This window comes from Salinigranum marinum, assembly GCF_024228675.1.
GTDB lineage: Archaea > Halobacteriota > Halobacteria > Halobacteriales > Haloferacaceae > Salinigranum > Salinigranum marinum.
Genome location: NZ_CP100463.1, coordinates 150,471 through 177,327, shown reverse-complemented (window position 1 = coordinate 177,327; position 26,857 = coordinate 150,471). Strand labels below are relative to the sequence as shown.

Here is a 26,857-nt window from a genome sequence, read left to right as displayed (position 1 = left end):
TCAGATACTCACGATGGAGCGAGAACACGGTGGGAGCTCCTATCAGTCAAGTCAAAAGGTGATCACTCTATGAATACGACGCCGGAGGGCAAGCCATTCCGGTTCATCCCAAAGACGGCGATCGGAAAAGGGCTTCTCGGGCTGTACATACTGTCGTTTGTGGCAATCGCACTCTCAGTGAGTGGGGTAGTATTCAGTGACGCCAAGATGTTAGGTCCGATGCCAGAAGTTGCTCTCTGGACGTACTTCTGGTACGGGATGATCAACGTTGTCCTGCTTGGAACCTACTTTTATTTATTCAAACCGTGGTCCGAGGCCGCTACTGAATACGTTGACGTGGAACTGAACTCTGAGATCGATCCGCAGACTAGTGAGTCTGGAGCAGGCAGTAACCCAGAACCGATCCCAGAGATGGGAGGTGACGACTGATGGTCCTGACGTTCACTAATATTGCACTAGCGCTCGGCGCGTATCTCGTAGTCGTTCTTGGTATCGCGTACGTCGCGATGGGACGACTTGACGTAACCCCGGATGACTACTATCTCGCTGGTCGCGGGCTCGGAACATTGGTTTTGACCGGGACCGTCTTAGCAACGTGGTTCAGTACATTCGCGTTTCTGGGCGGTCCTGGGACGTTCTTTTCGAGCGGTAGCGGGTGGCTTTGGTTCGGGCTGTTCAACATCACTGGTCCAATCCTGATTTGGGTGATTGGAACCCGGTTTTGGCTTCTCGGACGAAAGTTCGACCACGTGACCCCTTCGGATCTCCTTGCACAGTTCTATGAGGACGATGACTCGGTCCGGATTCTGGTGGCCGTAATTGCGATCCTTGCACTGGTACCGTACTCGGTTATTCAGTTGACAGGGGCTGCTCAAGCCCTCGTCGGCGCTCTTGGTGCTCAGCAGTATTTCAGCACCGGAGTGCTGTTGCTGATGGGTATGGTTGCACTCTACCTCTTTGTTGGAGGCCTCCGGGCAGTTGCCTGGATAGACACCCTCCAAGCAGTCATATTTATGCCGGCACTAATCATCACCGCCGCTGCCACCGTCTACTGGTCGGGTGGGCTCTCTGCTGGATGGAGTGCCACACTTGCCGAGAATCCCGAGCTGTGGACGTTCTCGGCTGCCGGGACTGGGTCGTGGTATACGGGAGCTCTCGTGTGGACAATGGCGTGGGTGTTCATCCCTCACATGTGGCAGCGGATGCTGATGGCAAAAAATCCGAAGGTCATCGCGAGAACTGCGGCTGTCTCGGGAACCATTTCGCTTTGGGTGATTACATTTAGCGCGTTACTCATCGGCGGAATCGGCTCTAGCTTGATTACTGAACTACCGGAGGGTACTGCAGCTGATGGATTCATGACAATCCTTTATGCCGAGTTTCTGCCGATCGGAGCCATCGTCATCACCGTCGCGGCATTTGCAGCAGGAATGTCAACGATCAGCAGTCAGATCCTTACAACCAGTTCGATCTTTGTCCGTGATATCGCAAAGAAGCCGTTCAGACCCGATATGGATGACTCGAAGGAAGCACGGATTGGACGGTACTTCACCATCTTCTTCTCCTTAGTTGTGCTCGGAATCGCACTCAGTCCAGCGGCAGAACAGGCGATCATTCCGCTTGCAAGTGATGGTGTTGCACTGGCACTCGTTTATATCCCCTGCGTGCTCGGGATGCTCTTTTGGGATGAAGCGTCAACGGCAGGAGCGAAGTGGTCGCTTCTTATCGGGTTCGTGTTCCTGCAGATTGCTATCTGGACACCGGTCGGGAGTCTGTTCCCTGTCTTCGGGCCGCCAGTCTACGGTCTCGCCCTGACTGCTGCAGTCTACTACGGCGTCAGTAAGGCAACAGCATCTGTCCCCGAGGATCGTCAGACAGAGTACCGAGAGATCCTCATTAAGGGTATGCGGATCGAGAATCCACCAAGAGCTGCTGATCCACAACCGAGCGACGACTGATCATCCGGGGTCCATTTTTAAGGAGCTCTGAATACGGTTCCACTGTCGGTAGTTCCCATCGTTCCTGATTACTAACTCGATTCCTGGAACAATACGAACGCGACCAGAGCGACCGGCTCAGGGAACTGAACAGAGACGGCGGTTTCAATCCACTGAGAACGCCGTTGCCTCAGACAAAACACGAAGCTGTCGCTCATTCACAGGGGAGCCGCTGGACGCGGGCGGTTCAGCCCGCGTCCAGCTGACTGTATGTCGGCGGGATTCCGATCCGGTTGGTCGGGGCTTCCCATATCCGGCTCAACTTGTCATCGAGAGCGTGGTCAATCCACCATCGGTGTTCGGTTAAGCATTGGATCGCCTCATGAAGGCCTCAGCCACTCGTTCGCTGAGTAAGAGCCGCGATTTCTCTGGTTGGCGGGCGTCACGAAACATCAGCTCCGACAGATTCGGCGGTGGATGTCCGAGCGACTGTGCCAGATCTTCGAGGATGAGCTGGGCGAAAGACCGGAAGGTCTTCGCCCAGCGCTCACGGGGGAACACCGTCTCTGGAAACAGCTCTTGAAACACGCCGAGCAAGGCTCTGCTGACCGTCAGTGTCAGCAGAGCCGCCACCACCAACAGGTGGACGATCGCTGGATCACTCGTCTGGAACTTCTCCAGCCCATACAGCGACTTCAGTTCCCGGAACAGCAACTCCACTTCCCACCGCAACCCGTACAGGGCCGCGATCTGCCTCGGAGTGAACGCGTCGGGGAGATTTGTGACGTACAGATGGTAGTCGTCGTCGGTGTCCTCGTTGCGGACACCGACGACGCGAACCTCCATCGAATCGGTTGACTCCTTCCCAGCGTATGCTCGCCGCTTGAACGAGATCTCCACGGTCACATCGATTATCTCCCGTGTGAGGTCACTCAGGACGTCCTGGAGGCGACGTCCTGGCAAGGAAATGGCGCGCCCCGCCATTTCCGCCGTTCTCCGACGATCAACGGGTTCGCGTTCGACTTCAGCCGTGTCAGGAAGAACCCACCGTTTTCCTCGATCAACGCGAACCGACGGAAATTGTAGAACCCGAGATCGAACAGCACCAACCGGCCTCGCAGCCAGCTCCCCGTGCGGAGCTGGCTGCTCTCGTGGGTGCATTCGTCGGTGAGCTGGAACTGCTCGATCGTCTGTGTCGTCGCGTTATGGACGAGGTGAAGCTTCGCGCCGGACTGATCCGCGTGAGTCGCCGGAAACTCGCTGAGGAGCCGATGCAACCGGAAGACGGTTGCATCGGCGATCAACACCTCACGAAACAACTCGAACTGGGGAGCGATCGTGTGGGGAACCGCGACCTCCTCGAGAGCGTGCTCGAGGAGGTCGCTCAACAGTGTCGCAAGTGCTGGTGTGAACCGGTCGTAAAAACTGGAGCGGGCAACAGTCTGGTTGGTCGCTGCGGAGTAAGCCCGCTGAAACCCGGCGATAGTGCGGGCTTCGCCGTCGACGGCGAAGCCCATGATGAGCGTCCAGACGAGCATCGTGATGTCGATTGTCCGGTGGCGTTGGACGACATCGCGCTCGCGCGCGATGTCTTCGATAACCGCTGCTGGAAACAGGGAAGTGAGCCGCCGTCGTATGAGGTTCGGGGAGAGCGTCTTGAACACATTCTCTCCCCACGCGGTCTACATCGATAGCTTCGTCAGTGGAGCGCAGTCACCCGATTCAACGTCTTAACCGAACACGGATGGTCAATCCACTTACGGAACACCTTGAACCGGAACCAGACGGGCAGTGCTCGCCCGCCGCGCCGCGGCGTGGCGAGCACGCGCCAGCGGACGATGAGCCAGAGGTTCCGCAACAGGAAGCTCACGAGGACGAACAACAACCGCACCGCTGGATCAGCCGTGCTTGTCCGCGCACGCGCTTCACGCATCGTCCGGAAGGCCGTCTCGATGGCTGAGCGTTTCTGGTAGAGGGCTTCGACTTCTTTCGGCGTGCGATCGGCCAGATCGCACGCCACGTACGCCCGCACGAGCAGGCCGTGTTTGCCGCGGTTGCCCTGCTGGTAGGAGACACAGACCGCGAGCGGGAAACGGAGTTCCCGCTCGCTTCCTTCGTACATCACGTACTCCGTCCAGTACGAGACTGTCGTGTCCAGTTTTTCGGCCATCTGCTGACTGCCGCGGACGATGGGGAGAGCGACTGATGCGACCGAATCCAGTCGTTCGATCGACGTGCCGTCGTAGAATCCACGGTCAGCGAGGAGGCCAGCGATATCGAACGGGAGGGCCGCGACGTGGTCGAGCAGTCGCTCGACCGCGTCGCTCTTGGGTTCGTCACCACGGACCGGTGTGACTGCGACGACGAGTGGTTTCGCCCGACAGAGGACGAATCCAGCAAGGTAGCGATGGCACTGACTTGTGCCATCGCGTGGTTTCGTGTAGCAGAGTTCGCTAGCATCAGCGTAGGGTGAGCCGTGGTAGTGGAAATCGACGAAGTCGAGGCAGATGATCCTCGGGCGAGGGCCGAGGATCATCGTCGCCTGCTGGACGAGAAGGTCGTTGACGACGATTTCGAGTTCAGCAGGCGGGACGGTATGAAGCTGTGCGAGCGTGTAGTCGTCGGAGTACGTTCCCCGAGTGGTGTCGGTGACGGCCTTGATGGATTTCTGATCGACAGCGGCTTGGAGAAGCGTCTGTCGGATAATCCCGGAGTCGAAGGCTCCGACTTCGACTCCGGGGATTGGTATCTCTGCGATGAGATCCTCCGCTAAGGTTTCAAGGTCAGAGGACGTAATGACAGTGTCTGGATGGTAGAGGAACTTCATACACCCATCCAGACGCTTCCTGAGAATCTAACCTCATCAGTTGTGACTATCCGCTGACTCGATGGGAACTACCGAATGTGGGTTGCTACGCTGTTGGTCGTTGTTGGGATCCTCGGCGTAGCATTGACCACGCAGTTTACCGGGTACCGTCTTGGCGGAGCGATCACCGTGCCGGTACTTGCGATGTACACGCTCAAGAATGTCCTGATGTTGCCGGTGTTCGTCCTCAGTACGATCGCAGCGTACATCGGCCTCTGGTATCTTCGACAGCGGACCCTGATCTACGGTCGAGACGAATTCCTCGCCGCATTGATCATCGGAACGTCAGTCCCGTTGGTAACGCTTCTTGGGCTCATTGAGGTTGGGTTTGGTGCAGATCTCATCGTCTTACTCGGCAGTATTCTTCCGGGGCTAGCGGCGTACAACTTTCATAGCATCAAGCCGGAGTTTCGACGGAACGATTTACTCGCAACTATCGGCCTGTTCACGGCACTGTTCGCTCTCGGTTTTGTACTGGTCTCTCCCGGAATCGCTGTCCGATATGGGACGGTGACGCCACCGGCGTTGTTCGCAGCAACCGCCGACGTTGCGGTATATAATAATGCAGTCGTTGGTATCCCAACAGAAGCAGTCGTCATATCGAGGGAAGTCGTGGCTGGCCTGTTTATAATCGGTCTGATCATATCCGAGCGCATCAGAGCGCGATTCGGCGTTCGGATCGGCATCATCGCGGCTATCCTGTTGGCAGTCTTCGCCCTCACGAACTACTGGCTTATCGTTATGTACGTCGTTTTGTTCATCCTTGCGTTCGGCTTTGTCCAGGCAGCGAACCACGCAACACTGCGGTATGGCAGGGTACTCCTCGGAACCACCATCGCATTTGCGGTTCTCATGGCAGTTCCACTCACGCTCCGGTTCCCGATTGATCGTGGGTTGTCTGCGTTTTTTGTCGCGTTCCTCAGTGGAATAATAGCATACAACGCTCACGTGACAGGGCCATTCGAGCGGCGGCTGGTACTACCCCTCCAAGCCGTCATTTTCGTTCCAGCGTTGCTCATCGCACGGGTGTTCGCCAACCCGGAACCACGGGGTATCCCGCAAGAACTCACGCTGCCTGTGATACTGACGGGCATACTCCTAGTGTTTGTAGGCTTGGGACTCGGACGCTGGTATTCAGTCGCCCAACCTGACGAGGCCGAGGTGCGGTCTGTGTCCGTTCTTTCGGGGGATAACTCATGAGCACGACTGCATACGAAATACGCTCTTCGGAAGCAGGTTGTTGGTCAAGTAGAGCCGCCGCTGGCAAAGCGTAGCGGGCAAGGGTGACGCGGCAGCGTCTCCCGAACGCAATGTTCCCATTTGAATTGCTTAGCTCAGAGGCGAGCGCCGCGAACCTGCTGGAGCAGGTTCGCTGGCGCGACGGCCTCTACTGCCCGCGCTGCCGGTCTGAGTTAGTGATCAAACACGGCAGCTATCGGACGTATCAGCGGTATCTCTGTAAGGATTGCGACCGCACGTTCAACCCCAAGACCGGCACGATCTTCGCGCACGCGAAGATCGGCCTCGACAAGCTCTTGTTTGCGTTCTACACGTTGCTCCGGTTCAACACGAGCATCCGCCAACTTGATGCTGAACTCGACGTGTCGTATCGGTCGCTTCGGCGGCGCGTCGAGCAGTTCGCCAGAACGCTCGACGCGCCAGCCATCGATCTCGTCGGTCCGGTCGAAATCGACGAGTTCTACGTGTCTGCGGGGCTGAAAGGCCGCGAGCGTGACCGGGAATCGCGCTCGCGTGGCCTCTCGAAACGTGGTCGCGGAAGCTATGCCGAGGACAAGCCGCCGGTGTTCACGCTCGTTGATCGCGGCAGCGATCAGCGGTACGTCGTCCCTGCGAAATCCGCTGGTGAATCGACCGTGCGACTCCTCCTCGGCGACCGCAAGGAGGAGTCGCTAACCGTCTATACAGACGGATTTCGAGCGTACGATCCGCTCGAAGAAGACGAGAACTTCCAGCGAGAAGCGGTGATTCACGGCGATGGAGAATACGTCGATGGAGACGCACACGTGAACACTTGCGAGAGCCACGCGTCGCTGGCGCGACGGTGGCTCTCGCCGCATCGAGGCGTCTCAAAAGACAAGCTCACGCCGTATCTCAGAGCGTTCCAACTTCGCCGTCAAATCTTACGCAAACCTGGTCAAGAAGCTCTCAAAGAGGTCGTTCGAACTGTACTCTGACTCACCAACAACGTGCTTCCCATGAGCGTACGAAATATATGGACGGGGATTCGGCTGGTCATGGCGACTTCGCATTCAGGAACGCGTGGTTGCAACCGGAGGACATCACTACGATGCGTCACGAGAGGCCCGACAGGCTGTAGACAGCGTTCGCGGAGCGGTTGCCTCGGTCACTGGTGATGACGAGGCGTTCGAAAGCGAGGATATTGCCGATCCTCGAACGGTCGTCAGAGAAGACCCGACCCCGGGTGGTGACCTTCCAGAGGACCGGAACAATTGGGTGTGGCAATTACAGACGCCAGAGCGCACCCTCGCAAACAGCGCAGACCGGTTTCCAACCGAGAGCGATGCCAGAACTGCGTTGGATCGATTTCTCACGCGTGCCGCCGGTGCGCTCCCGATGTTCATGGTCGGTGCCGAATACGAGTGGCGGGGTGGTCTGCGGTCCATCGAGGTCGGCAAGCCGAGTCTGACCGGGATTGTGAAGGAGTTAACACGAGGGTTCCGTCATCGAAAGGGACTCCGACGTCTGGACACTCGCATCGCCGTGGCGGGGAGCCGTGGCAAGACCTCGACGACCCGTCGCCTCGACGATGTGTTCAATCGCCGGGGCTACGATACGCTGACGAAGATTACCGGGAACCATCCCACACTCATCCATAACGGCGAGGTTCACCCCATCGAACGACGCGGCCCTCGGACCACGCTGTACGAGAACATCAGCGTGATCGGAGAGTTCGCTCCGGAGCTCGATGCCTATGCCGCCGAGGATATCGGCATTTTCGAAAACCAGGGTATCACCGAATACACGACGCGACTGATCAATCAGCAACTGATAAATCCGGACATCGTCGTCCTCACAAACGTCCGCCAGGATCACAACGATACGCTCGGCAAGACGCGAACCAATATCGCCCGGTCGTTCGCACGGTCGATTTTCGCCGGGACGCACGTCGTCAGTGGGGAACAAAATCCTGTTCTTCACGACTACATGCAAGAGGAGATCGAACGACGGGGCGGTACTATCGAACAGGTCGAGATTCCCGACCGACACGAGGGGATGATTGGGGCAGAGACCGCTCACGCAATTGACGCGGTGCTGGCATTTCTCGACGAATCGCCGCTCCCCGAGGGCGAGCTCGAAGCGTTTTTAGACGCAATCCAGCCGGAATGGACGCAACTCCCGAACGGTCGTATATTCAACGCAGCACAGGTGAACGATGTCGAGAGCACGGAGATGGTGCGCCAGGCACTCGTTCCCGATGAAAAACACTGCCGTTCGTCTATCTCAGGCGAGATCGGCGGGGGCGAACCGCCTCCTTCGCAGAGTATGTTGACCTTCTCTACGAGCAGGGCCACATCGATAGCGCTCACGTTGGTGGGGCCAACACGCGTGCGTTCGCTGAGAATACCGAGCTACCGGTCACCCGACACGACAGAGGAACCGACGCCGAGACTGTACTGACCGATCTTCTCGCAGAGGGCAAGCCTGTCGTCATCATGGGAAACACGGTTGATGAGTTCATGCGTGAGTTCGAGGAGGCTGTGAGCACTCAGGAACAGGAAGCCAACGAATCTATCAAATCCACGTAGAACTCTATTACCGTTCATTGATTGGATCGGTTGTGCCGACGAGTACGATGCCAGGGACGACCGGGAGGAAGCCCGATACCGGAGCCCATCGCAGTACGACGGTGCGGAGGATGAAATCGGGATGGATGAGAGGTGACACCTGCTAATTTATAACCTACCGGCTTTGTTGAAATACTATTCTTCAAACATATTCTTTCCTGAAACAACTGGTCGCTGAAGAGTGCGGACTGAGCAATGGCTGTGTGGGGGCACACGCTAGCCGCGGTCTCACTGCCGCGATTACGCGAGGGATGAACGAACGACCGAACGGGGTGACGGAGTGAGCGAATGGGGGTGTTTGAGTTGTGCCGGCCGGGGGCTGTCTGGCTATTCTTACAAAGGTTCGAGGAATACCATCTCTCAGAACATGACGTCTACTTCGTGAAGATAAAGTAGAGTTCGATATTTTCGGAGGATATGAGCAGGATGCGGATTGTCGGGGGACTCCTACTCGGACTAGGTATCCTGTTGCTTGTTCAGGTAGCCCTCGGAGTGCCAGTCGTCGATAATCTGCTCTGTTCGTCTCCGCCGGGCGTGACCAAGCCTGCAGAATGTGGTGAGTTGGAAAACATTGTTATAGGATTGAGTATCACTTCACACATTCTGGGATTTATCACCCTTGCCTGGGACGAAATGTGAATCGAGATCGTCGTCTTCATTCGGTACGTTTGCCACCTGTATTGACCGCTCAGAGCGACCGGTCGAGATTATGAACGAGGCAGGCGATTGTGAGTTCACGGAACTGTTTCCACCAGTGACGTGAGCGGACGAACGCACCGTACTTGCGCTTGAGTGTTGAGTTCACAGTCTCGGATTGACTCCGCTGGCCGTAGAGATCAGCGTCCAACCGTGCATTCCACGCCTTATGAAGCGTTGTGAACTCACGATGCTTAATCAGTGGTCGAACCTCGTGTTGCCGGGCAAGCCGTCTAATTTTCTGATCGTCGTACCCTTTGTCACCGAGCAGAATATCGATGCTCTCGGGATTGCGCTTAATCAAAGAGGGGGCGATCTAGCTATCGTGTTTTCGTGTCGTCATCACGTGTAGATCGAGAATTGCATTCACTTTTGTATCGACCAGCAGTGTCACTTTGAGTTGCTGAATCGTAAGCTCAGCCCGTTTCGTGTAGTGTTTCGAGGCATGACTCCGGTCGAAACCTGACGCATCGACTCCAACGATTCCACTTGTCGGAAGTACCGTTGCTGAGAGAGTCAATATAACACGCCATACAGCCATATCAAGCCGATTGAACGCCTTACAGAGCGTTGATGGCGTAGGGAGTTCAGCTAATCCAAGAGCTCGACGAATGCGTGGCATTTCGATCAGTTCGTCAAGCAGACCACGATAGGTCGTGTTCTTCCGAACTTTGAGACACAGCAGAACAACGTGCTGCGGGAGTGTATAGCGGTGTTTGGAGAATTTCGAAGAGTATCGAGAGACTGCTCGGCGTGCCAGATGGATCGCCTTCTCAGTAAAACGCAGAATCTGCGACTTCGGGAGGGTCTTCATGTCATGGAATTACAGGACGAACATGCAATTCTCTGAGGATTTCAACAGAGCCGAACGTTTCAAATTATAAAACCCTATGAGCCTTCACTTGATTACGTAGCGTAATGATGAGCCTGTCTGGCCTGTTTTTATTCGGGCTCCCGGCGATCCTATCAGCAAGTGTCGCACTGTTTGCGTGGCAATATCGCTCGAATCCCGGGGGCACACCGCTCGTTATCCATGCGCTTGGGTCAACAGTGTGGATCTTCAGCTACGGAGCTGGCACTAGGCTCAATAGCCAACTGGTTGCTCCCAGCCTGCTTGGTCTTTCGTGGCTTGCCGTGGTTGTCGTGGCCTTTTCCGGTATGTACGTTGCTGTTGAGTACACCGAACGCACATGGTTCAAACAGCCAGTGGTGCTAGGTAGTATTGGTGGCTACCTCTGTTTGGAGGCATTACTGATCTGGCTTAATCCTAGAGGTCTGTTCTATACTCGTGTGCCGACAATCGTTCAAACTGGGACGCCAGTATATGAGTTCGGCGTCTGGTGGACAGTTCATCTCGCTGTGGTGTTTACCGCAGCTACTGCTATGCTGGGAATGTTTTTCCAAGCATATCTGAGTGAGAGTGGCGCGTATCGCCAACAGACCCGCGCAATACTCGGTGGTGTCGCAGCCATGTATATTACAGCGATTGTCGAGGTTGCCGGACTTGAGCCGTATCCCGATCTGTTGTATAATGCAACGATGGCAGGGAGTACAGTCCTATCCGTGACGTTCCTTTGGGCCCTATTCTACGCTGACTTTCTGGAGTTGACTCCTGTCGCACGCAAAACATTATTAGAGGATATCGAGGATGCGACGATTGTTCTTGATTATCAGGACCGTCTCGTTTATGCTAACCGGACTGCCAAAGACGTGTTTGATACCGGTCGGGAGTATACGGATATGTCGGCAGACGACCTTTTTGATTCGATCATCGGTGGACGTCCCGATTGGATCATCGACATGGCCGACAGCGAGATCAAGGTCGCAACCGCGCCTGACGGTGAAAGGCGATGCTTTTCGGTGTCAGCGTCAACAGTCGGTGACGACGAGAGAGGCCGTGCGTTCGTCTTCCACGAAATCACGGCGCAAAAACAGTATGAACGACAGATTGAACAGCAACGAGATGACCTTGAGACTCTCAATCAAGTTCTGAGACACGACATACGTAACGACCTCCAACTGATCACAGCGTACGGTGACATGCTTGATGACGAGTGTGAAACAGAAGAGAAACAGCAGTATATAAACACGATCAATAAAAGCGCCGACCACGCTATTGAACTCACGCAGACGGCGCGAGAGTTATCTGAAGTTATGCTCTCTGACAGCGTCGAGGAACAGCGAGTTACTCTCCAAACGATACTGACAGACGAAGTTACCGAAGTACAAGCCTCATACCCCAGCGCTACTATTGAGTTCGGGACAGAGATACCGTCAGCCACCCTTGCAGCAAACGATATGATCTCCTCTGTGTTTCGGAACCTGTTGAAGAACGCCGTTCAGCACAATGACAAGAAGGTGGCTGAGGTGATTGTCTCGGCCACCGACCATGAGGATACAGTAACAGTCACAATTGCTGATAATGGTCCTGGGGTCCCTGATAATCAAAAAGAAACGATCTTTGGGAAAGGAGAGCGGGGCCTGGACAGTTCTGGCACCGGGATAGGACTACACCTTGTTAACACGCTTGTGGACATACATAATGGCGACGTGTGGATTGAAGACAACGAACCTGGGGGAGCCATATTTAGCGTTAAACTACCCACGGTCTAGTCACGGGTTGAACACTCGAAAGAGTGGAGGGTGGCGGTTACTAAATGAATTGAGTCTGTCATAAAATCCATCATCTGTCGTTCGTGGTCTTGCCGGTCGGTCGAGACGCGGGCGCATAACGCGACGTGAGTCACACTTTCCATTTTGCCAGGTCAAGTATATAATAGACACCCCCCTTTTCGTGAGTGTCTAATACCAGTACCTTTTCGACGCAGTTGAGATCAGATCTCTCGCACTAAGGATAATAAGACGGCAGTGGCTCTGTTGAAATCCTCAGAGAGTGATATGTTTTTGCGGTCGTGCTGAATATAATCTATGTATCAAAACTCATTTTGCATTCTACAGAAAATATAGGCAAAATGCCCTCCGATGAGACGTATAACTTGATAGGTCACGCGATAGCTCTCGGTCTCACAGGTGTCTTCGTCATTGCCGTTATCCTCTACGGTTTGATTATTGCCCAGCAATTCCTACTTTCTCTCTTGGTCGCACTGTTTGGAATCGCTGTGTATATCCTATGGCTAACCCGCAGCTAGCCACTTCGCAAGATTCGCGCCCTGTATTCAGCACGCCGTTTATATCAGATTTAGAGGATTTCAACAGAGCCACATACTTGTTTGATTCAGAGAGTAGGGCGTTTTCCCCGCGAGAACAGGTCATGTCGTAGACCAGCAAATATCCCACCTGCGGGACGGGAAGCCCCGTCGTTTACCACGGGGAGGATGTCACCAGTTCGAGGTAATATCAGTACTTCACGAAACTTCCTCGGCTAACCACCTCTGAAGCTTAAGTTCCGTGTCGAATCGACTCCACTATCGATCTTGACGAGGGGGTCACCGGAAGATCAAGAGAAGATCGTCGCTGTCGGCGGCGATCCGCCGCCGACGCGACAGCCTTGCCACTCACCGCAGGGGCGTACTCGATCGGTCGTTACCGGACGAACCGGTCGTCCGGCGGTCGGTTTGCGGGGACGGCCCGACGCGTCGCGAGGGCCGTCCACGCTGCCCGTCGGATCATGTTGGTGAACTCCTTATACGACCACTCCCAGAGGCGACGCCCGCCTCGGCGGGGCGTCGCCACATACTCCCAGTGCAGATACCGCCACACGTTCTGTAACAGCAAACTCACTACGACGTACAGCAGCCGTACCGCCGGATCCTGTGTCGTAGTCGTCGCAATCGTTTGCTCGGAGAGTCGGTAGCTGGCCTCGATACCGAAGCGTTTCGCGTAGTGGTATCGAGCGTCGCGAGGAGAATTGATGAACGGCGCGTCAGCGGCGTAGCCGTGACGCGCCACGCCATGTTCGTCGTATCGTCCGTTCTGGTAGGTACAGTCGATGTAGACGGGAAACTCGACGGTCCAGCTGTGACCGTCGAGTTTCGCCGTCATGTCGTGGTGAATCACGCGACTCCAGCCCTCGGAGAGTTCTTGCTTGATCGACTGACCCCACCGGATAATCGGGATGACGTACGCGTGGTTGTGCGCCTGCAGCAGCGTGAGACACTTGCTGTCGTAGAATTCTCGATCGAGGTAGACGGCCTTGACGCCGAGGTCAAGGCCGTCAAGGATACCGAGAAACTCGGCGAGGACGCTGCTGGCGGTGTCGCCGTCGACAAGACGGCGCACCGCCAGCGTGTAGCGTTTGTTCTTCACGCGTGCGTACAGCGTCGCGTACGCGTGGAATGCGGTTGTTCCACGCTTGGCTTCCGAGTGGTAGAGGCCCTCTGTGCCGTCTTCGTCACCGTAGTAGGGACGCAGGTGGAGGTCAGCGACGACCTCCACCTGCTTGGGAAGGGCATCGAGAATATCTCGCTGGAGGAGTGTGTTTCCGACTCGTTCGAGCTGTTCCAGCTCGAACTTCGTCCGAAGATGATAGAGGACGGCGTTGGCACGAGGGGAGTTAGCACTATTCTCACAAAGTGTCGAGATTGAGGTCCCGTCGGCGCACGCGCCGACGAGGACCTCACAGATCTCTTCCGACGTTATCTGAGCGTTCTCACCGAGAGTGATCGAAACTTCCTCGTCAAGGGTGTTGACGAGGAAGTTAAGAATCTGGTCCTCATGGAGTCTACTGTCTGCTTGCTGGGTTCTAAGCACACCTTCCGCAAGCAGACGTCTCAACTAACCGGCTTCGTGAAGTACTGAATATTGTTCGGGAGGTGTTCGGAGACGGCTATCCGTTCCGTCTCGAAGGCCATCCTGAATTTGAGAACTGAGGCTCAATTACCGAGAACTGTAACACGACCGTCGAGAGGCGTCACGGACACGGCCGAGGTCGATCGAAGCGGGGCTGATCGGCAGTGAGCGCTGGAGAACACAGTCGTCGACGAGGCGTGCCCCGCGCGCTCAAAGCGGGACGACGAGATACGTCGCGACGAGATAGACGATCATCAGCACGCCGAACGTCGTATGAGCGACTCGCACGACGGCAAACCGGCGACCTCGCGGCGGGTAGCCGTAGCGGTGTGTCAGCAGTGCGATCCCCGTGACCAGCGTCAACAGGGCGTGGATCACGGTCGTCGTCGCGAGCCCCACGTGACTAAAGACGATCTCGGCCATCGTCACGCCCGCGCTCCGACGGGGAAGACGTACAACGGCCGTTGTCCGACCGGGGCACCGATGATCCCTCGCACGCGCTCGTCGTCGAACGCACCGACCGAAACGGTCGCGAGTCCCAGTGTCTCGGCCTGCAGGTAGAGGTTCTGTCCGGCGTGTCCGGCCTCCATCGGGACGTACCGTCGCTCTCCTCGGGGGCCGTACTTCGCGGTCGTCCGCTGGTCCGCTGCACAGATGACGACGTCGACTGCGGCCGCCTCGACGAACTCCTGATCGACCGACGCCGCCCGCAGCTCCCGTTGGACATCGCCCGTCCTCCCACGGACGAGTTCGTGCATCGGCGGGCGATACCGATAGACGCCCCGTTCGAGCCCCTCGACACCCGGTGTCCCGACGACGACGTACACCTCCAGCGGGTAGCGTGCGCCGGCGCTCGGCGCAGCCCGGTACCCGGCGACCCGGTCGGTCACGCCCTGGGTCGCCCAGAGTAACTGCCCCAGCTCCCGACGGTCGAGTGCGCGGTCGTCGTACTCGCGTCTGGAACGCCGGTTCGCGATCGCGTCCTCGACGGACACGTCCCCTGTGAGGTCCGGGCTCGGGAGCGGCACGGACCCGCTGGCCTGCCAACCGCCCCCGCCGTCGGTTCGGACGAGCCTGACGGCACCGACCGCGACGTTTATGACCGCCGAGAGGAGCACGGCGGCGACGACGGTGGCCACTGTTCGGCGTGATGGGTTCCCGAGCGTCATGCGTCGTTATTATAGACTCGCCGACAAAAGTGTGCGGTGAACTGCCGTCCAACGGGCTCCGCCGGTCGGATCGACGAGGTCACGACAGACGCCAGCGGTCGTGTGACGGCGAACGCTACCGTCTTGTCGGGACCGTTCCGGACACCGAACCGGACCGTGTCGTGATCTCACGACTCCGTGGCCCGCGCTCCGTTACTCGGCTAGTTCGAACGTCTCGACGACGGCGATATCGTCGGCTGCGTGGCCGACCTGCACCTCGAACTCGCCGGGTTCCGCGGCGTACTCTTCGTTTGCCGTCCAGAACGCGAGGTCGGCAGTCGTCAACTCGAACGAAACGGTCGCCGACTCGCCAGCAGCGAGGGTGGCGTTCTCGAAGCGAACCAGCTCTCTGACCGGTCGTGCGCGACTGCCGACCGGGTCTCTGACGTACACCTGAACCACCTCGGTCCCGGCCCGGTCGCCGGTGTTCTCGACGGCAACGTCGATGGAGAGGGAGTCTTCGGGCGTGATCGTCGTCGCTCCGAGCGACACGTCGGTGTACGCGAAGTCGGTGTAGCTCTCCCCGTGGCCGAAGGCGTACAGCGGTTCGTTCGGAACGTCGAGATACCGCGACACGTATTTTTCAGCGTGGTCCGCCGGTGGTTCCGTCAGGTCCACGTCGGCGTCCTCCGCCGGCCGCCCGGTTTTCAGACGGTTGTAGTAGATGGGTATCTGCCCTTCCGTGATGGGAAACGTCATCGGGAGACGGCCCGACGGGTTGTACGCACCGAGGAGGACGTCGGCGATCGCGGGCCCAGCCTCGACACCGGGGAACCAGGCTTCGAGGATCGCGGGGACGTGTTCGGCCTCCCAGTCGATCGCCAACGGTCGGCCGCTGAACAGCACGGCGGCGACGGGCGTCCCCGTCTCGAGGAGTGCTTGGAGCAGTGCCCGCTGGTCGCCAGGGAGGTCGAGGTGGGCGCGACTCGCTGCCTCACCGCTCTGGCTGTAGCGCTCGCCGACGGCGACGACTGCGACCTCCGCGGACGCGACGGTCTCGACCGCCGCCTCCAGTTGCTCGTCGCTGACAGCGCCGTCCCGATCACAGCCTTCGACGTACGTCAGGCTCTCGACGCGGTCGGTGAGTGTCGTCCTGAGCGTGGTCACGTCGTCCGGTGTGCCTTCGGCACGCCAGGCACCGAGCATGTCGGTCGCGCTGTCTGCGAGTCCACCGACGAGTGCGATCTCGTCGTCACCGCTCAGTGGCAACAGTTCGTCGTCGTTTTTCAAGAGGACCTGGGACGCGCGGGCGACCTCGCGGGCGGCCTCGCGGTGCTCGTCGGTGAGGGTCCGCTCGGATCGGCGCTCCTCGTCGAAGTACCGGTAAGGGTCCTCGAACAGGCCCAGTGCACCTTTGACGGTGAGCAGGCGTCGGACCGCCTGATCGACGAGCGACTCGTCGACGACGCCGTCTTCGACCAGTCCGACCAGTTCGGTCGCGTAGGCACCGCTGACCATGTCGACGTCGGAGCCAGCCTCGATGCACGCCCGGGCCACGTCACGCAGATCCTCGGCGACGCCGTGTTCGAGGAGTTCGCCGAACGAGTTCCAGTCGGACACGACGAGGTCCTCGAAGCCGAGTTCCCCGCGCAACAGCTCGTTGACCAGTTCCCCGTTGCTGCTGGCCGGGATCCGCTCGTAGAGGTTGAACGCGTTCATCACGCTGCCGACGCCCGCTTCTAGACTGGCCTCGAAGGGCGGCAGGTGGATCTCGCGGAGGTTCGTCTCGGAGACGTCGACGGTGTTGTACTCGCGGCCGGCCTCGGAGGCACCGTAGCCGACGTAGTGTTTCGCACACGCGAGGACGGTGTCGTCGGCGGTGAGGTCGTCGCCCTGAAAGCCACGGACGCGTGCGTTCGAGAGCGCTCCGGAGAGGTACGGGTCCTCGCCCGCCGCCTCCATGACACGGCCCCAGCGTGGGTCGCGGCTGACGTCGACCGACGGTGCGAACGTCCACTGCACCCCGTTCGCGGCCGCCTCGACCGCGGCGACGCGAGCCGACAGCTCCGCGAGTTCCGGATCCCACGAGGCCGCCTCGCCGAGCGGGATCGGGAAGATCGTCCGATGGCCGTGGATGACGTCCAGCGCCAGCACGAGCGGGACCCCGTGGTCGGACTCCTCGACTGCGAGTTCTTGGAGCCGCCGGGCCTCTTCGAGGTCTTTGCAGTTGAGAACCGAACCGATGTCGCCGTCCAGAATCCCCTGCTCGAGGTCCATATCGCCGACGGCGGTTCCCGTCGCGAAGTCGGCGTTCACCTGGTTCAGTTGCCCCACTTTCTGTTCGAGAGATAGCTCGGAGAGCGACCTCTCGACGTGTGCTTCGATCTCGGCTCGCCGCTCGGACGAAAGCTGATCGAGCAGCGTCCGCGTCTGCGCGTTCATATCCGGTAGCTACTCCGCGCGAATATAAACCACCGGCTCTGTCGAAACGCACGAGACGTGATCGGTTTCGGTGGTCGCGCTGCACACGTCCCCTGTACCGAGAGGGGTACGTCGCACGTCCCCGTTACGTGCTGTCGTCGTTCGTCACCGACTGTTGAGTCGATGGCGTACACCGTCGGTCGCGGGCGATTCGGTCAGCGTCCGTCGACGACCTCGGTGGCGAACGTCGTCATCGCGCGCTGTGGGTCGTCGGCCTGGAGGCCGACGATCACGTGATCGACGCCGAACTCCTCGAGCCGACCGAAGTACGTTCGGAACCACTCGGTGCCGGCGCGGTAGCCGAGGTGGAGGTGCTCCGGGTCGGCGTCCGCGTCGTCCGCGAGTGCGACGCGCACCGCGATGAGGAAGGGTTTGTCGCCGGCGAGCTCCCGCCACCTGTCGACGTACGTCCTGAGCGTGTCGTCCGGGAGGTGGTAGAACAGCCAGCCGTCGCCGTGCTGGGCGATCCACTCCGTCGACTGCCGGGCGTTCCCCGTCGGCAGGAGGGGGAGCGTCTCTGTGGTCGGCTTCGGGAGGACGTCCACGTCGCCGTCGAGGTGTCCCCACGAGCCGTCGACCGTCGGATACGGCTCACGCCAGAGCGTCCGGAGGGCGTCGACGCGCTCTCTGAACAGTCGTCCTCGGTCGGCCGGGTCGACGCCGAACGCGGGGTATTCGGGGTCGCGGTCGCCCGAGGCGACGCCGAGGACGAGTCGGCCACCGGAGAGCCTGTCGACGGTCGCGGCGGACTTCGCGACGTGGATCGGGTGTCGGAGCGGGAGGACGACGCTCGACGTCCCGAGTGCGACCTCGTCGGTCTCCGCGGCCACGTGCGAGAGCAACGGCCAGGTGTCGAACGCCCCGCCGGCGTCTCCGAACCGCGGCCAGTACGTCGGCACGTCCCGTGCCCAGAGCCCGTCGAAGCCAACCGACTCGGCGTGACGTGCGAGTCGAACCTCGCGCTCGACGGCTGGTGTCGACTCCCGCACTCCCGTCAGCGGGAAGCCGATCCCGAACGATAACCCCTCGCGGTCGAACAGTCGTCGGTAGCCGGCGTTCGCGTGCGACAACTCGGTCATCGTCCGCTCTCACGGTCGGAGACCCATAGGTACTCGCATCTCGCGCACCCCCACTCTCGATTCTCTCACTCGGCTGGAGTTCTACACGGCAGCCGAGTGGAGGCCGGACCCGTTCGCCGACGGCCCGCCACCGCTCCGGGCCCGGAGACGACCGAGACGCACGTGCTGTGGGGACGCGGTCGTCGACCCTGTCTCCCAGCCGTCCGTACGGTCGTCTCTCCTGTACGATCAGACGGGTTAATCACATAACCTAAGCATTTATTTATTATGTATGGGTACTGTCGTGAGCCAGGGCGACCCTCTGCCGGCCGCCATCATGCCGATCTCTCCGTGGTACGACATAGAGCTGAACGGTGATTCCCTCGACAGCAACGCGTCGACCGACGCGCTGGTCCAGCGGGGGCTCGTCGAAGTGATGGCCGACCTGTTCCTCGGAGACGGTTCACCAACGGATCCGTTGGCCAGTCCGTTACACGCCGATCTGACGGGGGTTCCGCCGGTGCTGATCCACGTGGGCAGCGGCGAGGCGCTCGTCGACGACGCCCGGCGGTTCGCGGCGAAAGCCGAGACGTCGGGGGTCGACGTCACGGTCGAAGTCGTCCCCGACGTGCAGCACGCGTTTGCGTACTCGGCCGGGCGTGAGAGCGAAGCCGATCACGCGGTCGAGCGCATGGGCGCGTGGGTTCGCCCGACGCTGGGACTGAGCTGACGACCTGAACGTTTCGTGACGGCTTTGGCGACGACACGCGCTGTCGTCGGTACGCCCTCCCGGAAGGTGTCGCGCGGTTGCACGGCGTCCCGTTCGTCGGGCGCTGTCACACCCGCCGGTTTTGCACCCTTCCCCGACGCGTCCCACCGCGGCGTTCGCCGTACTGGGCGTCGGCGCGCGAACAGAACCATCAAGTGACAGCGGAGCAGACATGTCGACGTGACACGGTCCGAACCGCGCGTCCTCACCGGGTTCGTGCTGGGCACCTTCCTCGCGTTCGGTGCCGACACGCTGGTCATCGTCGCCGCACTGTGGTACGTCGGCCGGCTGTCCGGTACGATGGCCGGTGCCGTCGCAGCCGGCGTTCTCCTCGTCTTCTCGCTCTGGATCGGCGTGCGCTGGCTCCGACTGCGTCTGGTGGGTCGGTCCGGAAGCGACGGCGGTGAGCGGACTGACAGTCCCGAGCGGACGAACCCGGTCGATAGGCTCAAACAGCGGTACGCCGACGGCGAACTCTCCGACGCGGAGTTCGAGGCGCGACTCGACAGACTCCTCGATGCCGACAGACGGGTGGAGTCGACAGCCGACGCGGCTCCTCGCCGCGCGGAACGATCCCGCGAGTCGGAGTGAGTCCCGTAGCCGTGTGTCTCTCCGTGGCGGGTTCTGCCCCCCTTCGTCGGGGCACGGAGCACCGATCACGTCGGCGTCGACCAGGCTGGCCGGCCGTTTGGGTGCCACAGAACAGTTGCCTCCCCGGCTCGAAGCGTCGGTATGGTCCCTCCGCTCCGTGAACTGCTTCTCGGTTCCGCGCACAGTCGCTTCGAGCGCACCCTCGCCCTCCTCGGTGCGGTCGGTCTCGCCGTCGCCACGTTCGTCGCCTACGCCGTCGATCTGTTCGCCGTCTCCGGGGGGGTCCTCATCCTTCCGGGGGACGCGACGCTCGTCGGCCTCGCCGTCGCGACGGTGGTCGGCTACCGGAGCGGTGGCCTGGTCGTCGCGTGGCTCGCGCTCTTCGCGCCGTATCTCGGGTTTCACGCCGACTGGGCGTTCCTCGGACTCTCGGAACGGGGGGTCGCCGAAGAGCTCGCGTTCTTCTTCGACCCGGTCAGTCTCGCTGTGTTCGGCACTGCGGCCGTCTTCTTCGGCACGCTCGCGTACGGGACTGGTGCCCTCATTCGGCGATCTCTCCGCATCCTCCGTCGGTCGGCGCTCCTCGGGGACTCCTGAGCGCACGGTGGCCGAAGCGATCCCGGTTCTGGTCGGCCAGTCAGGTTCGTTCCCGATCTCCGAGAATGACTGTAAAACTACATTTCTTCGGCGGGCGCAACTGGAGCCATGGCGTACGACCTTGCTGACAAGACGGCAATCGTGACCGGTGCCGCATCGGGGATCGGGAAGGAGACAGCGGCGCGGTTCGCCCGAGAGGGCGCGAACGTCGTCGTCGCGGACGTCGTCGGTGACGAGGGGCAGCGCGTCGTCGACGAGATCGAGTCCGACGGGGGGACGGCGACGTTCGTCGAGACGGACGTGAGCGATCCGGCCCACGTCGAGGCGATGGTGCAGACCGCCGTCGAGACGTACGGGAGCGTCGACATCGCCCACAACAACGCGGGGATCGAAGGCCGCGACGACCCGCTCGCAGAGCAGACCGAAGACAACTGGGACCGAGTGATCGACATCAACCTGAAGGGCGTGTGGCTGTGCATGAAGTACGAACTCCAGGAGATGGTCGAACACGGCGGTGGAGCGATCGTCAACACCTCGTCGATCGCCGGCCTCGTCGCCGCCGGGGGGACGCCGTACGTCGCGAGCAAACACGGGGTGCTCGGGTTGACGAAGGTCGCCGCGACGCAGTACGCGGCGGAGAACGTCCGCGTCAACGCGGTCTGTCCCGGCGTCATCGACACGGCGATGGTCCAGCGCGCCGCCGAGGCGGACCCCGACTCGATCGAAGGGTTCGTGCAGATGCAGCCGCTCGGGCGGATGGGGACGCCGGAAGAGATCGCCAACGCGGTCGTCTGGCTCTGCTCCGACGAGGCCTCGTTCGTCACCGGCACGTCGTACCCGGTCGACGGTGGCTACATGGCGCAGTGAACTACCCTACTCTACCGCTCGCCTGACGGCTCGCGCTTGCGGGTGGGGTCTTAGCGCCTCGATTCAGATAACGGTCGCCCGTGACCGGTCCCGTCCGGAGCGTCGTCGGGAGCCGCTCAGGCCGACTCGTCGGCTCCCGGGCCTCGGACGTTGAGCGAGAGCACCGGCATCTCGGCGTCCCGGATCACGCGGCCGGCCGTACTGCCTAGGACGTACCGACTGAGCCCGGTCCGCCCGCGTGTGCCCATCGTGACGACGTCGATGTCGTGTTCGTCGGCGTACGCGAGGAGCGCGCGAGCCGGAACCCCGGTCTCGACCGCCGTGACCACGTCGAGTCCACGGTCCCGTGCGCGCTCCGCGATGTCCCCGGTCGCCGCCTCGCCGGCGGCTTCGAGGTGCGCTCCCAGTTCGGCCGACGGCGCGTACTCCGGACCGGCGACGAGCGCTCCGACATCGACGACGTTCACCGCGTGGACGCGAGCGCCGGTGTGTTCCGCGATCGCGAGCCCGTGGGCGACGGCCGCGGTCGCCGGCTCGCTCCCGTCCGTCGGCACGAGGAGTTCGTCGTACCCACCGTCGACGCGGCTTCGCTCGTTCGCGCTCACCGTGATCACGGGGACGTCGGCGGTTCGAACGACGCGTTCGGTTACGCTCCCGGCGATGACGCGACGGAGCCCGCGGCGGCCGTGTGTCCCCATCACGACGAGGTCGACGTCGTGGTCGTCCGCGTACGCGAGTATCTCCGCGGTCGGCTCACCCTTGCGGACCGTCGACTCGATCGGGGCGCTGCCGTCGCCCGCGGCTTCGATCTCGTCGATCGTCGATTCGGCGTTCGCTTCGAGGCGCGCGATGAACGACTGGTCCACGCCGCCGGCGCTGAACGGACCGGCCGCCTCCTGGACGTCGACGACGCTGATCACGTGCACCGTCGCATCGAAGGCATCCGCGAGATAGAGGGCGTGTTCGGCGGCCCGAACGGCGTGATCGCTGCCATCGGTCGGAACGAGGATGCGGTCGTACATGTCTCACCTCCGCATAGCACGGAGACAGTCATAAAACAACGACGCCGGAGCCACCGGGCACGAACGATCGCGACTGACACGAGTCGGACCTCGACTGCGTTCGCCTGACGTTGCCCGCCCCCGCGGGGCGCGGCGTCGCCCGCAAGGGGTCGGTCCCGCCTGGATTCTCGCGCTTGTCGGATGTCGGTACAGTAATGAGCGTTCGATCACGACGCCGTGACACATGCCCTCCATCGGCGAACTCCTCCTCGCGGGAGCGGATCGTCTCGGGCGATTGCGCGCGGAGAACCCCCGGCGGTTCGCCGGGCTCGCGCTCGTTGCGACCGGCGTCGCGCTCGCCCTCGCGTGGTACTTCCGGCCATGGCTTCACGGGATCGTCTACGGCGTCTACACGACACCGATACTGCCGTTCGCCGCCCTGGTCGGCCTCGGGATCGCCCTGTTCGCCCGACGGTCCTTCGGCTCACTCGTGAGCGGTCAGTTCGGGGTCGTGGTGTTCGTCGTCGTGCTCGTCTCGGGTGCGGGTGTGGCCGGCCTGCTCGCCGGCGAGGACATCGGCAAGACGACCATGGACCGTGCGGCCACGACGGGGAACCTGAGCGAGACCGACCCGGCGAAGCCCCGCGTGGTGACCAAGAGCGTCGCCTCGCGGTACGCCTCGAACACGCTCAACTTCCCGCAGTATCGTATCCAGGGCGGCGACATCACCGTTCGGAACGGCACGCCGTACTGGTCGTACGCGCTCGCCCCCGACGGCGCGTACAACCACTACACCAAACGCCAACACGGGACCGTCCTCGTGGACGTGACCCAGCAGAACGCCGAGGTCGACACGGTCGTCGGCGACCTCGACAAGGGCGTCGGACCGGCCTTTTACAACAACTATCGGTTCGCGATGCTGAAACAGGCGAACTACCTGGTCGAGTACGGCGACCCGTTCATGGTCGTCCACGAGGGTGACCAGTACGTCGCGGTGCCGTACACGAAGCCGGTGTTCCACTGGCTCCCGCTGCCGTACACGACGCCCGAGTGGGGTGGTGTGGTGTTGATCGGCCCGGACGGGGACGTCGAGGACCTCTCACCCGCCGAAGCCCGCGGCCACTCAGTCTTAGAAGAACAGAAGCTCTACCCCTTCGCGTTGGCCCGCGAGAAGGTCGCCGCGACGAAGTACCGCAACGGCATCGTCAACACGTTCACCAGCCACGAAGACGAGATCGAGGTCGCTCCGGTCCCCGGCGAGGGGAACGACCAGCCGTTCCTCGTGTTCACGACCGAGGGGCCGGAGTACGTCGTCGCAGTCGAACCGTACGGCCAGGCACAGGGGCTCAAGGAGGTGTGGACGGTCGATGGTCGAACCGGCGAGTACGAGAGCTATTCCCCGCGGCAGTCACTGTTCGGCGCACGCAAGGCGACCGACTACGTCAGACAGGCCGCGCGGACGACCGACTGGAACCGGTTCACCCCGTCCGAACCGATCCCCGTCGTCGTCGACGGGCAGCTCTACTGGGAGGTGCGGGTCGTCCCGAGCGACAGCAGCGGCATCGCGTACATCGCGTTCGTCAACGCCCGGTCGAGCGACGTCCACGAAGTCAGTACGACCGCGGAGGTGACCGCCTTCCTCGAAGGTGAGCGCGTCACGGCGTCGCCCGAGGGGGAGAGCGACGCGGCGGATCGGACGCCCACGCTCGTCGTCGAGCGGGTCGCCCCGAACGGAACGGTCGTCGAGACTCTCGAACTCTACGGCAACGAGACCGTCCGTGTCGTCCAGGGCAACGCGACGAACGCGTCGGCGACCGGCTGAGACGGCCCTCGGCCGTGTCCCGGTTCGCCGACGCTCCCAGTATCACGACTGATCTCGGAGCCGGGACGTGGATCTGTCGCGCGCGATCGCTCTCGATATCCGCGAGGACGATGGCCGTGCCGACCGCACTCGTGAGACGGCGCGTGACTCCCCCGACCGCTGCAGCGAGCCCGGTCGGGGCAATGGGACCGTGGCCCGGTTCGAGGGCGATTTATATTGCAATTAATATGCAATATAAATGCCGAAGAAACACCCGGCAGTGTCGGTCTTCTCGAAGGACGGGCGACCGAGACAGCGACGGCGACTCACAAGCAAACTCGCTGTGAGACACCGCCGTCCGGACGACCGGCCTCCGGTCGAATCCTTCGAAATCGGGCACAGTTCGTTCGATTAGAACCGGGTATGGTCCTGCCTTCGTCGGTCTGACTCCCGTCGAAACGTTGTCTCACACGCATCTGGATGGCCCGATCGCTCCGTCGGTCGCGGATCGGTCGACGGGTGCTCCGCGTAATAGTATTGTTTCTAAATAGCAATACTAATCCGGGTATAGGCTGCGTCGACTACCGGCCGATCGAACGGTGACCGACCGCGTCGAGGGCTGATCGGCGGACCGACGATCCCAGGGCGTCCTCGTCTGGTCGGGAGTCTCTCGGTTCCGACGCCGAGGTGTTACACGAGTAGGGCTGTAACTGATTTCGAACTGACCGGCGGCCGGTCCGGCCTCGAACGCGGGGTGAGGACCGTCCGAGATATCCGAACGCGGGTTCACGAGACACGCCGTCGGACACGTCGACGTGACGTCCTCACCGGGACCCGGTTTCGGAGAGCTCGGACCGCATGTCGTCCATGTTGATGTTCACCTCGATCACGTTCGCCGCGCTCGTCACGAGCTCCGGGAGCGCCGTCTCGAAGCGGTCGCCCTGCACGAAGCTCGTCGGCCCGGAGACGCTGATCGATCCGAGGACCGCGCCGTCTGCCCGTCTGATCGGCGCGCCGACCGCTCGGAGCCCGACAACCTCCTCCTCGTCGTTGTACGCGTACCCACGTTCGCGTATCTCGGACAGCCGCTCGTACAGCGTCTCACGGTCGGTGATGGTCTCGTCGGTCCGTCCGCCCAGCCCGTGTTCGTCGACGATCTCGTCGACGCGCTGGCGGGGCAGGTGGGCCAGAATGGCTTTCCCCGAGGCGGTGATGTGGAGGTGATCGCGCCGCTGAAGCTTCGTGGCCTGGTACGTGTCGCCGACGCCGGTCTCGCCTCTGGCCTTGTAGAGGTCGATCCCGCGGCCGTGCTCCTCGGTGACGAGATGTGCGTACTGGCCGGTTTCGTCGGCCAGCCTGTCGACTTCCGTCCGTGCCACCTGGTACAGCGTCGTCTCGTTTCGCACGTACTCGCCCAGGGTCAAGAACTTGTACGAGAGCTGGTACTCGTCGCCGTCCTTCGTGACGAACCCGCCGTTGCGGAGCGTGTTGAGCTGGGTGTACACCGTGCTCTTCGGGAGCGACAGGCGGGTTGCGAGCTCCGTGACGCCGCACGGACCGCCGTCCAAGAGGGCGTCGATCACCTCGGTCGCCGTCCTGACGGTCTTCAACTCCCGCCCGCCGTTCGTCCCGGGGCGCTGGTTCATGGCACACGATTCCGTGGGTTACCACTTGATTGTTTTCATATTCCAAACGAGAACCGCTATCTGCTGGACGTTCTGGCTACAATATTCGATAAACGGGGTGCTCCATCCGATTCTACATCGGCGGCTCCGACGGGTCGATCGTGGGTCCGGTCTGTGTACTCCTCCGCCCGCCCCCACGAGGCTGGAATCGCCCGCAGTGGTGGAGAAACCACACCCGAGCGCGCCCCGGCGGCAACTGCTGTGTGATACTGAAACGTTTAGTGACCCGCGTCGAGAACGACACCCGGAGACGGCGGCCTGTGGGGTCCCCCCGACAGATCGCTCCGCTCGAATACGACCCACCATGAGATCCACTGAGACGAACGCCGACGCTGGCCCGGGCGCACTGACGCTGACGATCGCCGACGGGGCGTTCGAGTTCACCGCGACGCTACTCCCCGAGGAAGCCCCGCGAACCGTTGAGACCGTCCGCGACCTCCTGCCACTGCGGACAGAGTTGATGCACGTCCGCTGGAGCGGCCACGCGACGTGGATGAACATCGACGACATCGACCTGCCCGCGGTTCCCCGGGAGAACCACACCGTCTACCCCTCGCGGGGGGATCTCCTGTTGTACCCCGGGTTCCGGAACGAACAGGAGATCCTCTTCCCCTGCGGCCCGACGTGTTTCAAGAGCCCCGCCGGCGAACTCGCGGGGAACCACTTCGCGATGGTCGACGCGACCCGGTCGGAGCTCCGCGAACTCGAAGAACTGACCCTCCAGGAGGGCGTCCAGCCGATCACGCTGGCCCTCGACTGAACGAACCACCCGGTTGGGAACCGT

At 61.1% G+C, this 26,857-nt stretch carries 20 protein-coding genes and 2 pseudogenes; 12 read left to right on the top strand and 10 right to left on the bottom strand.

What is annotated here, in order from left to right; genetic code table 11:
• Nucleotides 1-69: 69 nt before the first annotated feature.
• Nucleotides 70-429, top strand: a complete 360-nt coding sequence (locus tag NKJ07_RS23045; protein WP_318570912.1) for a hypothetical protein — start codon at nucleotides 70-72, stop codon at nucleotides 427-429.
• Entirely contained in the window at nucleotides 429-1,958 is a 1,530-nt protein-coding gene (locus NKJ07_RS23040; protein ID WP_318570911.1) for a sodium:solute symporter family protein, read from the top strand. Before NKJ07_RS23045 ends, NKJ07_RS23040 begins: the two co-directional genes overlap by 1 nt.
• 342 nt (nucleotides 1,959-2,300) lie before the next feature.
• Here the strand turns inward: NKJ07_RS23040 and NKJ07_RS23035 are convergent.
• Both NKJ07_RS23035 and NKJ07_RS23030 read right to left on the bottom strand, forming a co-directional pair.
• Nucleotides 2,301-3,601, bottom strand: a pseudogene (locus tag NKJ07_RS23035) (IS4 family transposase).
• 35 nt (nucleotides 3,602-3,636) lie between these two features.
• Nucleotides 3,637-4,764 (bottom strand): ISH3 family transposase, encoded by a 1,128-nt coding sequence (locus NKJ07_RS23030; RefSeq protein WP_318570910.1) that lies wholly within the window; start codon nucleotides 4,762-4,764, stop codon nucleotides 3,637-3,639.
• Nucleotides 4,765-4,839: 75 nt separating this feature from the next.
• Here NKJ07_RS23030 and NKJ07_RS23025 point away from each other — a divergent pair, with 75 nt between their 5' ends.
• The 3 genes from NKJ07_RS23025 to NKJ07_RS23015 all read left to right on the top strand — a co-directional run bounded on the left by NKJ07_RS23025 (nucleotide 4,840) and on the right by NKJ07_RS23015 (nucleotide 8,463).
• The gene (locus NKJ07_RS23025) at nucleotides 4,840-6,003 is read left to right on the top strand and encodes a poly-gamma-glutamate biosynthesis protein PgsC/CapC (protein ID WP_318570909.1); all 1,164 of its coding nucleotides are present in this window, start codon (nucleotides 4,840-4,842) and stop codon (nucleotides 6,001-6,003) included.
• 110 nt (nucleotides 6,004-6,113) lie between these two features.
• Complete coding sequence (locus tag NKJ07_RS23020; protein WP_318570908.1) at nucleotides 6,114-6,998, top strand: IS1595 family transposase; 885 nt, start codon at nucleotides 6,114-6,116, stop codon at nucleotides 6,996-6,998.
• An 85-nt stretch (nucleotides 6,999-7,083) separates the two neighbouring features.
• Nucleotides 7,084-8,463 carry a Mur ligase family protein gene (locus NKJ07_RS23015; protein ID WP_318570907.1) on the top strand — a complete coding sequence of 460 codons (1,380 nt, stop codon included), beginning with the start codon at nucleotides 7,084-7,086 and terminating at the stop codon, nucleotides 8,461-8,463.
• Between the two features lie 855 nt (nucleotides 8,464-9,318).
• Here NKJ07_RS23015 and NKJ07_RS23010 read toward each other — a convergent pair.
• Nucleotides 9,319-10,140, bottom strand: a pseudogene (locus NKJ07_RS23010) (IS5 family transposase).
• A gap of 104 nt (nucleotides 10,141-10,244) precedes the next feature.
• On the opposite strand from NKJ07_RS23010, the gene NKJ07_RS23005 reads away from it, so the two are divergent.
• Nucleotides 10,245-11,939: a sensor histidine kinase gene (locus NKJ07_RS23005; protein ID WP_318570906.1), complete on the top strand. Its 1,695-nt coding sequence runs from the start codon at nucleotides 10,245-10,247 to the stop codon at nucleotides 11,937-11,939.
• A gap of 930 nt (nucleotides 11,940-12,869) precedes the next feature.
• Here NKJ07_RS23005 and NKJ07_RS23000 read toward each other — a convergent pair.
• The 5 genes from NKJ07_RS23000 to NKJ07_RS22980 form a co-directional block, all read right to left on the bottom strand.
• Nucleotides 12,870-14,036, bottom strand: a complete 1,167-nt coding sequence (locus tag NKJ07_RS23000) for an ISH3 family transposase (protein WP_318567202.1) — start codon at nucleotides 14,034-14,036, stop codon at nucleotides 12,870-12,872.
• Between the two features lie 249 nt (nucleotides 14,037-14,285).
• The gene (locus tag NKJ07_RS22995; RefSeq protein ID WP_318570905.1) at nucleotides 14,286-14,498 is read right to left on the bottom strand and encodes a hypothetical protein; all 213 of its coding nucleotides are present in this window, start codon (nucleotides 14,496-14,498) and stop codon (nucleotides 14,286-14,288) included.
• Nucleotides 14,499-14,500: 2 nt separating this feature from the next.
• Nucleotides 14,501-15,244 (bottom strand): SagB/ThcOx family dehydrogenase, encoded by a 744-nt coding sequence (locus NKJ07_RS22990; protein ID WP_318570904.1) that lies wholly within the window; start codon nucleotides 15,242-15,244, stop codon nucleotides 14,501-14,503.
• 192 nt (nucleotides 15,245-15,436) lie between these two features.
• Nucleotides 15,437-17,665: a beta-glucosidase BglX gene (gene bglX, locus NKJ07_RS22985; RefSeq protein ID WP_318571161.1), complete on the bottom strand. Its 2,229-nt coding sequence runs from the start codon at nucleotides 17,663-17,665 to the stop codon at nucleotides 15,437-15,439.
• A gap of 194 nt (nucleotides 17,666-17,859) precedes the next feature.
• Nucleotides 17,860-18,783, bottom strand: a complete 924-nt coding sequence (locus tag NKJ07_RS22980) for a TIGR03571 family LLM class oxidoreductase (protein WP_318571160.1) — start codon at nucleotides 18,781-18,783, stop codon at nucleotides 17,860-17,862.
• Nucleotides 18,784-19,054: 271 nt separating this feature from the next.
• Between NKJ07_RS22980 and NKJ07_RS22975 the strand changes: the two genes are divergently transcribed.
• The 4 genes from NKJ07_RS22975 to NKJ07_RS22960 all read left to right on the top strand — a co-directional run bounded on the left by NKJ07_RS22975 (nucleotide 19,055) and on the right by NKJ07_RS22960 (nucleotide 21,586).
• Nucleotides 19,055-19,492 (top strand): alpha/beta hydrolase fold domain-containing protein, encoded by a 438-nt coding sequence (locus NKJ07_RS22975; protein ID WP_318571159.1) that lies wholly within the window; start codon nucleotides 19,055-19,057, stop codon nucleotides 19,490-19,492.
• Between the two features lie 219 nt (nucleotides 19,493-19,711).
• Nucleotides 19,712-20,122, top strand: coding sequence for an SHOCT domain-containing protein (locus tag NKJ07_RS22970; RefSeq protein WP_318571158.1), 411 nt, complete (start codon nucleotides 19,712-19,714; stop codon nucleotides 20,120-20,122).
• A gap of 141 nt (nucleotides 20,123-20,263) precedes the next feature.
• Nucleotides 20,264-20,719, top strand: a complete 456-nt coding sequence (locus NKJ07_RS22965) for a hypothetical protein (RefSeq protein WP_318571157.1) — start codon at nucleotides 20,264-20,266, stop codon at nucleotides 20,717-20,719.
• A 108-nt stretch (nucleotides 20,720-20,827) separates the two neighbouring features.
• On the top strand, nucleotides 20,828-21,586 hold the full coding sequence (locus NKJ07_RS22960; protein ID WP_318571156.1) for an SDR family oxidoreductase: 759 nt from the start codon (nucleotides 20,828-20,830) through the stop codon (nucleotides 21,584-21,586).
• 116 nt (nucleotides 21,587-21,702) lie between these two features.
• Here the strand turns inward: NKJ07_RS22960 and NKJ07_RS22955 are convergent, their stop codons facing one another.
• Complete coding sequence (locus tag NKJ07_RS22955) at nucleotides 21,703-22,608, bottom strand: universal stress protein (RefSeq protein ID WP_318571155.1); 906 nt, start codon at nucleotides 22,606-22,608, stop codon at nucleotides 21,703-21,705.
• Nucleotides 22,609-22,831: 223 nt separating this feature from the next.
• On the opposite strand from NKJ07_RS22955, the gene NKJ07_RS22950 reads away from it, so the two are divergent.
• Complete coding sequence (locus NKJ07_RS22950; protein ID WP_318571154.1) at nucleotides 22,832-24,409, top strand: hypothetical protein; 1,578 nt, start codon at nucleotides 22,832-22,834, stop codon at nucleotides 24,407-24,409.
• A gap of 803 nt (nucleotides 24,410-25,212) precedes the next feature.
• Here the strand turns inward: NKJ07_RS22950 and NKJ07_RS22945 are convergent.
• Nucleotides 25,213-26,034, bottom strand: a complete 822-nt coding sequence (locus tag NKJ07_RS22945; protein WP_318571153.1) for an IclR family transcriptional regulator — start codon at nucleotides 26,032-26,034, stop codon at nucleotides 25,213-25,215.
• A gap of 343 nt (nucleotides 26,035-26,377) precedes the next feature.
• Between NKJ07_RS22945 and NKJ07_RS22940 the strand changes: the two genes are divergently transcribed.
• A complete protein-coding gene (locus NKJ07_RS22940; protein ID WP_318571152.1) occupies nucleotides 26,378-26,833 on the top strand; it encodes a DUF3830 family protein in 456 nt (151 codons plus the stop codon).
• Nucleotides 26,834-26,857 lie beyond the last annotated feature (24 nt).

Bases quoted from the DNA above. Each gene is read 5' to 3' on its own strand.
- NKJ07_RS23005 (WP_318570906.1), top strand. From the start codon at position 10,245: ATGATGAGCCTGTCTGGCCTGTTTTTATTCGGGCTCCCGGCGATCCTA.
- NKJ07_RS22960 (WP_318571156.1), top strand. From the start codon at position 20,828: ATGGCGTACGACCTTGCTGACAAGACGGCAATCGTGACCGGTGCCGCA.
- NKJ07_RS23020 (WP_318570908.1), top strand. From the start codon at position 6,114: ATGTTCCCATTTGAATTGCTTAGCTCAGAGGCGAGCGCCGCGAACCTG.
- NKJ07_RS22975 (WP_318571159.1), top strand. From the start codon at position 19,055: ATGGGTACTGTCGTGAGCCAGGGCGACCCTCTGCCGGCCGCCATCATG.
- NKJ07_RS22995 (WP_318570905.1), bottom strand. From the start codon at position 14,498: ATGGCCGAGATCGTCTTTAGTCACGTGGGGCTCGCGACGACGACCGTG.
- NKJ07_RS23025 (WP_318570909.1), top strand. From the start codon at position 4,840: ATGTGGGTTGCTACGCTGTTGGTCGTTGTTGGGATCCTCGGCGTAGCA.
- NKJ07_RS22945 (WP_318571153.1), bottom strand. From the start codon at position 26,034: ATGAACCAGCGCCCCGGGACGAACGGCGGGCGGGAGTTGAAGACCGTC.
- NKJ07_RS22965 (WP_318571157.1), top strand. From the start codon at position 20,264: ATGGTCCCTCCGCTCCGTGAACTGCTTCTCGGTTCCGCGCACAGTCGC.
- NKJ07_RS23030 (WP_318570910.1), bottom strand. From the start codon at position 4,764: ATGAAGTTCCTCTACCATCCAGACACTGTCATTACGTCCTCTGACCTT.
- NKJ07_RS22980 (WP_318571160.1), bottom strand. From the start codon at position 18,783: ATGACCGAGTTGTCGCACGCGAACGCCGGCTACCGACGACTGTTCGAC.
- NKJ07_RS22950 (WP_318571154.1), top strand. From the start codon at position 22,832: ATGCCCTCCATCGGCGAACTCCTCCTCGCGGGAGCGGATCGTCTCGGG.
- NKJ07_RS22990 (WP_318570904.1), bottom strand. From the start codon at position 15,244: ATGACGCTCGGGAACCCATCACGCCGAACAGTGGCCACCGTCGTCGCC.
- NKJ07_RS22955 (WP_318571155.1), bottom strand. From the start codon at position 22,608: ATGTACGACCGCATCCTCGTTCCGACCGATGGCAGCGATCACGCCGTT.
- NKJ07_RS22940 (WP_318571152.1), top strand. From the start codon at position 26,378: ATGAGATCCACTGAGACGAACGCCGACGCTGGCCCGGGCGCACTGACG.
- NKJ07_RS23040 (WP_318570911.1), top strand. From the start codon at position 429: ATGGTCCTGACGTTCACTAATATTGCACTAGCGCTCGGCGCGTATCTC.
- NKJ07_RS23045 (WP_318570912.1), top strand. From the start codon at position 70: ATGAATACGACGCCGGAGGGCAAGCCATTCCGGTTCATCCCAAAGACG.
- bglX (WP_318571161.1), bottom strand. From the start codon at position 17,665: ATGAACGCGCAGACGCGGACGCTGCTCGATCAGCTTTCGTCCGAGCGG.